Here is a 7,591-nt window from a genome sequence, read left to right as displayed (position 1 = left end):
CTTCAATGCCGGCCTGCTGGCCGCGCGCATGGCGGGCCTGCCCCCCGGACCGGCCATCGCGGCGGCCGCGCGGCTGGCCGCCGCCGTCGTGACCCATCCGGGCGCGATCATTCCCCCGGCTGCCATGCCGGATCTGAACCTGACGGAAAGCCCTTGATGACCGAAGAATTCGATGTTGCGGCAGCGGCCCGTTCCCTTCTGCAGGTCCGGGACGGCGGTCCCCGCCCGGCGGGCCTTCCCGTATCGCCGCCCGATACCGCGGCCGCCTATGCCGTGCAGCGCGCCGTCATCCGGCAGCTTGGCGGCGGAGCCTGGAAAATGGCGCTGCTGGCGGGACGCGACCGGCACGCGGCCGCGCTGCCCGGAAGGCTGGTTGCGGCCTCGGGCGAAACGCTGCCGGCCCTTCCGCGCGACGCGTGCATCGAGGTCGAGACCGCGCTGATCCTGGGGACCGATCTGCACCTCGGCGCCGATCCGGACAGGGTCATGGCCGCCATCGGGGAAGTCCGCCTGTGTTTCGAGATCGTCGCGTCGCGCTTTGCCGACCGCACGGCGGTTCGTCCCCTGGAAGCCATGGCCGACGCCTTCAGCTCGGGCGGCATCGTGCTGGGGGACACGCTGGACAACTGGCGCGAGGCCCTGCGGGGGCCGCTGGGCATCCGTTTGTGGCTGGACGACCGGCCGATCCAGGCCTCCGAGACACTGCAAGACCTGGATGACGCGCTGTCCTTCCTGTCCTGGCTGGCAGACCATGCGGCCGGGCAGGGAATGCCCCTGCGCAAGGGGGATGTGGTCATCACCGGCGCAAGGCTTGGCCCGCTGCCGCTGGAGGACGCAGGTACCGCGCGGGCAAGCGCCGACGGGGCAGAGGTGGCGGTGAACCTCGTGCCTGCGGTCTGAGGCCGATCCGCATCAGCCATGCCGCGCCGTCGCCGAACCGCTGGCGTCAGCACGGCGGTCGATTCCGGCACTGACGCTATGTCCCGCCGGGTGGACGCGGAAGCGACCCATCGCCGCCGGTCGTCCGGATCATGCTGCACGGCAGCCTTGTCAGACCCGCCGGTCGCATTCGGTCCGGAACGAAGTTCGCGAAAGGCTTGATCGCGGCATCTTCACGGTCATGTCGCCGCTATTCCGTCTTGTAGGGGATCCCGTTCGGTCCGCAGATCTCGACCAGCAGCCTGTGGATCTCGGAGATGAGCAGGGCCCGGGAGCCGCTCTTGCGCTCGACCAATCCGATCTGGCGGAACATCTGCGGATTGCCGAAGGGCGCGCGGACGAAATCGGCGGCCGCGTCGTCGATGGCGACCTGGGGCACGACGGACACGCCCAGACCGTTGGCGACGCAGGATGCGATCGCGGCGATCGTGTCGATTTCGGCGATCTCGTTGAGGGGCAGGTTGAGACGCGCAAGTTCCAGATCGACCATATGCGCAAGGGGCACGTTCGACCGGAAGCGGATAAAGGGATAGCGGGTCAGAAACTCCTCGACCGGAAGCCGGGGCGATCCCGGGGGCGCGATCAGCCAAAGCGGCTCGCGGAGAAAGGGCCGCCATCGCAGGGCAGACGGGAAATTGCCGTGTTCGGCAATCATCGCGGCATCGAGCCTGCCTGCCAGCACGTCCTGCAACAGCGTCTCGGACAGCGCGACGCGCAGCTTGATGCGCAGGTCGGGATGGGCGGCATTCATCCTGACCATCGCGCGCGGCAGCAGCGACAGGGCGCTTGTGCGGACCGATCCCATCGACAGCGTTCCGATCAGCCTGCGGCCCGAGATCGCATCGATGGCGTTCTCTGCCGCGCGGACCACCTGGTCGGCCAGTTCCACCATCTGCTGACCGGCGGCGGTCAGGCGCGGCGGACGCGAGGCGCGGTCGAACAGCGGGGCGCCGACCTCCTGTTCCAGCGCCTGGATCTGCTGGCTGACGGCGGACACGGTCAGGTGAACCGCCCCCGCCGCGCGAGAGAAGCTGCCGGATTCCACGATTGCCAACAAGGTCTTGAGCTGCCGGGTATCCACTGTTCCAGTTTTCCTGAAGATCACATCCAGAATTACGCGCTTTGTTTCAGGAATTCTACTGGTATCAATCCCCCTCATCGGCGCTGGACCGCGCCGACCGAGGGGGGAAGATGTCCGATACAGTTCTGATCACCGGGCCCAGCCTGGCGCCCGACGCCGTGGCACTGCTTGAGGCGGCGCACCTGACGCCGGTCTATGTGCCCGCCTATGCCCAGGGCGACGGGTTGCTGGATGCGGTCCGCAGCGCGCGGCCCGTGGGCATCATCTCGCGCATGGGACGCCTCGACGCCCCGGTGTTCCAGGCCGCGCCGGAACTGCGCGTCATATCCAAGCATGGCGTCGGGGTGGACAACATCAATGTCGATCTGGCCAGCCGCCAGGGCGTGCCGGTGCTGGTGGCGACCGGGGCCAACGCGGTGTCGGTCGCGGAACATGCCATGGCGCTGCTGTTCGCGGTGGCCAAGAAGATCGTGCCGCTGGATCGCGGCATCCGCGAGGGCCGCTGGGAAAAGCCGGGCTTCCAGGGGCGCGAACTGGCCGGATCGGCCATGGGCCTGGTGGCCTTCGGGGCCATCGCCCGCCAGACCGCGCGCTTCGCCAGGGCCTTCGGCATCCGGGTTTCGGCCTTCGATCCCTTCTGCCCGGACGAGGTCTTCGCGGCCGAGGGCGTGACGCGCGCGGCGGATCTGGACGCCCTGTTCGCGCAAAGCGACATCGTCAGCCTTCACAGCCCGCTGACGCCCGAAACCCGCAACCTGGTCGATGCCCGGCGGCTGGCGCTGATGCGCAAGGACGCGATCATCGTCAACACCGCCCGCGGCGGCCTGATCGACGAGGACGCCCTGCTGGCCGCGCTGCGGGACGGCCGCATCGCGGGCGCGGGCCTCGACACCTTCGCCAAGGAACCGCCCGCGCCGGACCATCCCTTCTGGGCGGACATGCGGCTGGTGCTGACGCCCCATATCGGCGGCGTCACCACGGCGGCCAACGCCCGGGTCGGCGTCGAGGCCGCGCAGGGCATCGTGGATTACCTGGCCGGGCGTCCGGTCCCGCCCGCCCGCATCGTCAACGCCGCCGCCCTGTCGCGCGCCAACGCCCCCGTCTGAGGAGAACACCATGACCATCGGATTTCGCATCCTCAACCGGCAGCGCGCCGTGCCGGCCGACCTGGTCGCCAGGTTCGCCGCGCTGCCGGTCGCCAATGTCAGCGACAGCATGTCGCGCATGACGGCGGGCGGGCCGCGCCTGACCAGGATGCACCGCGACGGCGTGCTGGCGGGCGTGGCGCTGACCGTCAAGTCGCGGCCGGGCGACAACCTGATGCTGCACAAGGCCATCGACATGGCGGTGCCGGGCGACGTGATCGTCGTGGACGCCGGGGGCGACCTCACCAACTCGCTGATGGGAGAGCTGATGCTGGCCCATGCGATCAGGCGCGGCGTGGCGGGTTTCGTGCTGAACGGGGCGATCCGCGACGCGGACCAGTTCGTCGCCATGAACCTGCCGGTCTTTGCGGCGGGCGTGACCCATCGCGGCCCCTACAAGGACGGCCCGGGGGAAATCAACGTGCCCATAGCCATCGACGGCATGGTCGTCCATCCGGGCGACCTGGTGTTGGGCGACGGCGACGGGGTTCTGGCCGTGCCCTTCGAGGCGGCCGAGGAGGTTTATGCCCGGACCGCCGCCAAGCAGGATGCCGAGGCAAGGCAGATGGCCGCCATCGAGGCCGGGACGAACGACCGGTCCTGGGTGGACGCGGCCTTGAAGCGGCTGGGTTGCGCCATGCCCGAAGGCATCTGAAACACATTTCCTGGGAGGAGAAACCATGACGATCACCAAAACTGCGGCCCTGGCCGCGATCCTGGCGACGACCGCCACCGCCGCCCTGGCCGACTGGCCCGCCGACCGCCCGATCGAGATGATCGTGGCCTTCGCGCCCGGCGGCGGCACCGACATCATGCTGCGCACCCTGGCGCCATTCCTGGAGGCGGAACTGGACACGCAGATCCCGGTGCTGAACCGGCCCGGCGCCTCGGGCGAGATCGCCTATACCGCGCTGTCGCAGGCCAGGCCCGACGGCCATACCGTGTCGTCGCTGAACACGCCGGGCTTCCTGACCATGCAGATCGGTCGCACCCTGCGCTATGAGCCCGCCGACATCTGCCCCATCGCCCGCATCGTCGAGGACCCGGGCACCTTCATCGTCCAGGCCGGGTCGGACTACACGTCGCTGGCCGACCTGGTGGCCTTCGCCAAGGCCAATCCCGGCGCGGTCTCGGTGGGCACCACCGGCGTCGGCACCGACGAGCATCTGGCGATGCTGCAACTGGAACAGGCCGCCGGCATCGACCTGACCGCCGTGCCCTTCGGCGGCGCGAACGAGGCCAAGACCGCGCTGCTGGGCGGCCATGTCGCCATGATCGGCCTGAACGTCGGCGAATACACCACCAGCGACCAGGGGTCCTTCCGGGCGCTGGCGCAGTTCGCCGAGGAGCGCTCGACGCTTGCGCCGGAACTGCCGACGGCCAAGGAACTGGGCTTCGACGTGCTGATGTCGTCGGAACGCGGACTTGCCGCCCATTGCGACGTCCCCGAGGAGATCCGCGCCAGGCTGGCCGCCGCCGTGGACACCGCGCTTGCCAATCCCGAATTCCAGGAAAAGGCCAGGCAGCAGGCGCTGCCCTTGTCCTTCAAGTCGGGCGCCGACTGGCAGGCCGACATGCCCGTGCGGCTGGCCCGCTATACCGAGATCTTCAAGCTGATCGAGGGGGGCCAGTAATGGCCGCCCCCACCGGCACCGGCACCGGCGACAGGCCCGACCTGCTGTCGGCGGGCCTGTTCATCGGGCTTGGCGCGCTGGGCCTGTGGATGGGCCGGGGCCTGCCGTTCGGCACGCTGGCGCAGATGGGACCGGGCTTCCTGCCCCGCGTGGTCTGCGTCCTGCTGATCGCGGTTGGCCTGGCCGTGGGCCTGCCCGCGCTGCGCCGCCCGGCCCAGGCCATCGAGGCCGTGCGCCTGCGCCCCCTGCTGGTGATCACGGTCGCCATCGTGGGCTTTGCCTATGCGGCGACGCACCTTGGCTTTGTCCTTGCCGCGCTGTGGCTGGTCATTGCCGGTTCGCTGGCCGATCCGGGCGGCCGGTGGCGCCATATCCTGCCGCTGGCCGCCGGGCTGACGCTGTTCGGCGCGCTTGTCTTCGTCTACGGGTTGGGCGTGCAAGTCCCCCTGTGGCCGTTCTGACCACCGTCATCGCCTGGGAGGGGATCGGATGACCTTCATTGACCTGCTGATGCTGGGGTTTTCCGAGGCGATCACGCCCGCGAACCTGGCCTTCTGCCTTCTGGGCGCGCTGCTGGGCACGCTGATCGGCGTGCTGCCCGGCATCGGCCCGACCGCCACCATCGCCGTGCTGCTGCCCATCACCTTCTTCCTGCCGCCCCTGGCCGGGATCATCATGCTGGCCGGCATCTATTACGGCGCGCAATATGGCGGATCGACCACTGCCGTCCTGGTGAACCTGCCGGGCGAGGCGTCCGCGGTCGTGACCACGCTCGACGGCTACCAGATGGCGCGGCAGGGCAGGGCGGGGGCGGCGCTTGCCGTCGCGGCGCTGGGGTCGTTCTTCGCGGGCACCGTGGCGACCTTCGCCATCGCCGTGGCGGGGCCGACGCTGTCCGGCTTCGCACTGTCCTTCGGGCCTGCCGAATACGTCTCGTTGATGGTGTTCGGGCTGCTGGCGGCGACGATCCTGGCCAGCGGCCCGGTGCTGAAGGCCATCGGCATGATCCTGATCGGCCTTCTGCTGGGCATGGTCGGCACCGACGGGGCGACTGGCGCGGAACGCCTGACCTTCGGCGCGATCGAGCTGTTCGACGGCATCGACTTCATCGTCATCGCCATCGGCATCTTCGGATTCTCGGAAATCATCGCCAACCTGGAACGCAGCGGGTCCGAGGGCGTCAAGCTGGCCCCCCTATCGCGCCTGTGGCCCACGCGCGAGGATTTCCGCAACTCCTGGGGCGCCGTGCTGCGTGGCACCGGGCTTGGCACGCTTCTGGGCCTGCTGCCCGGCGGCGGGGCGACACTGGCGTCCTTCAGCGCCTATTCGCTGGAAAAGAAGGTGTCGCGCCACCCCGAACGCTTCGGCACCGGCGTGGTCGAGGGCGTGGCCGCCCCCGAGGCCGCCAACAACGCCGCAGCCCAGTCGTCCTTCATCCCGCTGCTGACGCTGGGCATCCCGTCCAACAACATGATGGCCATGATGCTGTCGGCCTTCATGATCCACGGCATCACGCCGGGACCGACCGTGCTGACCAACCAGCCCGAGATCTTCTGGGGCCTGGTGGCGTCGATGTGGATCGGCAACCTGCTGCTGGTGGTCATCAACCTGCCGATGATCGGGCTGTGGGTGAAGCTGCTGACGGTGCCCTATCGCCTGCTTTACCCGGCGATCCTGCTGTTCTGCTGCATCGGCGTCTATTCGATGAACAACCGCATCTTCGACGTGATCCTGGCGGCGGGTTTCGGCCTTCTGGGCTATGCCTTCCGCAAGGCGAAATGCGAGCCCGGGCCGCTGCTGCTGGGCTTCGTGCTGGGACCGCTGCTGGAATCGAACCTGCGCCGGACGCTGCTGATCACCCAGGGCGATCCCGCCATCTTCGTGGAACGCCCGATCAGCTTGGTGATGCTGCTGGCCACCGTGGCGCTGCTGGGCCTGATGATCCTGCCCGCGTTCCGCAGGACCCGGGAGGAGGCGTTCCAGGAAGAGGAAGCGTAAGCCCCTCGAACTGCCGCGCCTGATCGGATCGGTCGGGGACTGACATGAAACGGGAGGGGCCGACCTGGTCCCTCCCATCGCCTGTCCGGCAAGCAGACCTGTCCGCTGGGCCTGCCAATCGCGATTCCGGGATGGATGCCGGGATCGGCGCCTGGCAGGGCCGGGTGGCGGGATCAGGTTTCCGGCGGCATGATCACTTGGTCGATGACATGGATGACGCCATTGCTTGCCTCGACATCGGCCTGGGTGACATTGGCCTCGTTGACCTTGACCATGTCGCCTTCGGCCTGAACGTCGATCATCTTGCCATTGACGGCCTCGGCCTCGTCCAGACCGACCACGTCAGCCGCCATCACCTTGCCCGGCACGACGTGATAGGTCAGGATATCGACCAGCTTCTGCTTGTTCTCGGGCTCCAGAAGGCTTTCGACAGTACCCGCGGGAAGCTTGGCAAACGCCTCGTCCGTCGGGGCAAAGACCGTGAAGGGACCATCCCCCTTCAGCGTCGTGACGAGATCGGCCGCCTCCAGCGCGGTGGCAAGCGTGGTGAAGCTGCCGGCCCCTGCGGCGGTGTCGACGATGTCCTTGTCCGCGGCAGCGGCGGGAAGGGCGGCGAAGCCGATCATGGCGGCCGCAACGATGGGCATCATTTTCATGTGGGTCTCCTCGGGTTGCATGATCATCACGGAGTGCCGTGGTGCGAGGCTAGAGCGTGTTGCGGCTTTCCCGATTCAGGATATCCCTGCGGCTTGATCTGTGATTCCCTGCCTGCATGACAGGTGGAGGGATGATAT

At 68.5% G+C, this 7,591-nt stretch carries 8 protein-coding genes; 6 read left to right on the top strand and 2 right to left on the bottom strand.

The window, feature by feature from the left end; translation table 11 throughout:
• Nucleotides 1-156 precede the first annotated feature (156 nt).
• Nucleotides 157-900 carry a fumarylacetoacetate hydrolase family protein gene (locus J0F76_RS19400; RefSeq protein WP_207472018.1) on the top strand — a complete coding sequence of 248 codons (744 nt, stop codon included), beginning with the start codon at nt 157-159 and terminating at the stop codon, nt 898-900.
• Nucleotides 901-1,129: 229 nt separating this feature from the next.
• Here the strand turns inward: J0F76_RS19400 and J0F76_RS19395 are convergent, their stop codons facing one another.
• The gene (locus tag J0F76_RS19395) at nt 1,130-2,020 is read right to left on the bottom strand and encodes a LysR substrate-binding domain-containing protein (protein WP_207472020.1); all 891 of its coding nucleotides are present in this window, start codon (nt 2,018-2,020) and stop codon (nt 1,130-1,132) included.
• A 110-nt stretch (nt 2,021-2,130) separates the two neighbouring features.
• Here J0F76_RS19395 and J0F76_RS19390 point away from each other — a divergent pair, with 110 nt between their 5' ends.
• The 5 genes from J0F76_RS19390 to J0F76_RS19370 are packed head-to-tail and all read left to right on the top strand — an operon-like array spanning nt 2,131 to nt 6,797.
• A complete protein-coding gene (locus J0F76_RS19390) occupies nt 2,131-3,126 on the top strand; it encodes a hydroxyacid dehydrogenase (protein WP_207472011.1) in 996 nt (331 codons plus the stop codon).
• Between the two features lie 10 nt (nt 3,127-3,136).
• Nucleotides 3,137-3,820 (top strand): RraA family protein, encoded by a 684-nt coding sequence (locus tag J0F76_RS19385; protein WP_207472010.1) that lies wholly within the window; start codon nt 3,137-3,139, stop codon nt 3,818-3,820.
• Between the two features lie 25 nt (nt 3,821-3,845).
• Nucleotides 3,846-4,799 carry a tripartite tricarboxylate transporter substrate binding protein gene (locus J0F76_RS19380; protein ID WP_207472009.1) on the top strand — a complete coding sequence of 318 codons (954 nt, stop codon included), beginning with the start codon at nt 3,846-3,848 and terminating at the stop codon, nt 4,797-4,799.
• Complete coding sequence (locus J0F76_RS19375; protein ID WP_207472008.1) at nt 4,799-5,260, top strand: tripartite tricarboxylate transporter TctB family protein; 462 nt, start codon at nt 4,799-4,801, stop codon at nt 5,258-5,260. The genes J0F76_RS19380 and J0F76_RS19375 overlap by 1 nt, the downstream gene beginning before the upstream one ends.
• 28 nt (nt 5,261-5,288) lie before the next feature.
• Nucleotides 5,289-6,797: a tripartite tricarboxylate transporter permease gene (locus tag J0F76_RS19370; protein WP_207472007.1), complete on the top strand. Its 1,509-nt coding sequence runs from the start codon at nt 5,289-5,291 to the stop codon at nt 6,795-6,797.
• Between the two features lie 173 nt (nt 6,798-6,970).
• Here J0F76_RS19370 and J0F76_RS19365 read toward each other — a convergent pair whose 3' ends face one another.
• A complete protein-coding gene (locus J0F76_RS19365; RefSeq protein WP_374298329.1) occupies nt 6,971-7,447 on the bottom strand; it encodes a fasciclin domain-containing protein in 477 nt (158 codons plus the stop codon).
• Nucleotides 7,448-7,591: the final 144 nt, after the last annotated feature.

It is taken from the genome of Paracoccus fontiphilus (assembly GCF_017356265.1).
GTDB classification, from domain to species: Bacteria; Pseudomonadota; Alphaproteobacteria; order Rhodobacterales; family Rhodobacteraceae; genus Paracoccus; species Paracoccus fontiphilus.
This window is presented reverse-complemented; position numbering and strand designations above follow the sequence as displayed.